Origin of the sequence: Streptomyces sp. SID1328 (assembly GCF_009865595.1) — a bacterium.
Taxonomy (GTDB): Bacteria; Actinomycetota; Actinomycetes; order Streptomycetales; family Streptomycetaceae; genus Streptomyces; species Streptomyces griseoluteus.
The window spans coordinates 1-465 of the sequence record NZ_WWKH01000692.1 but is presented as its reverse complement, the minus strand read 5'-3'; the positions used below and the strand labels follow the sequence as shown (position 1 = coordinate 465).

The following is a 465-nucleotide window of genomic DNA, read 5'->3' as shown; positions in this document are numbered from 1 at the left end:
GAGGAGACGCTGAGCGGTGCCCGCGCCATGCTGGAGGACGGTCTGTACGACCGGATCACCGCGCCGGACGTGGTCCTCGCCCAGCACACCGCCGCGTTCCCGGCCGGGATGGTGGCGCACGCCGACGGGCCGCTGATGGCGGGCAGCGTGACGCTGGAGGTGGTCTTCGAGGGGGACGGAGGGCACGCGGCAACCCCGCATCTGACGGCCGATCCGCTGCTGGCGGCGGCCGGGGCGGTGACCCGGCTCCCGGTCGTCGCCGCCCGCGAGACGGACCCGGCCGAGCGGCTGCTGGTCACCGCGTCCTCGTTGCGCGCCGGGGACACCGGGCGCACCGGGAACGTCATAGCCACCCGCGCCGAGCTGCGGGTCACCGTCCGGGCCCTGTCGGAGGCGGCGCTGGTCCGGGGCACGGCTGCGGTCGAGCGGGTGGTGCGCGCGGAGGCGGCCTCGGCCGCGATGGCG

Annotated in this window: 1 protein-coding gene; it reads left to right on the top strand. The window is 77.2% G+C overall.

Annotated elements, in window-relative coordinates:
• Positions 1-465 (top strand): peptidase dimerization domain-containing protein (locus GT030_RS22000; RefSeq protein ID WP_161202565.1); only part of this gene is annotated, 465 nt, incomplete at both ends.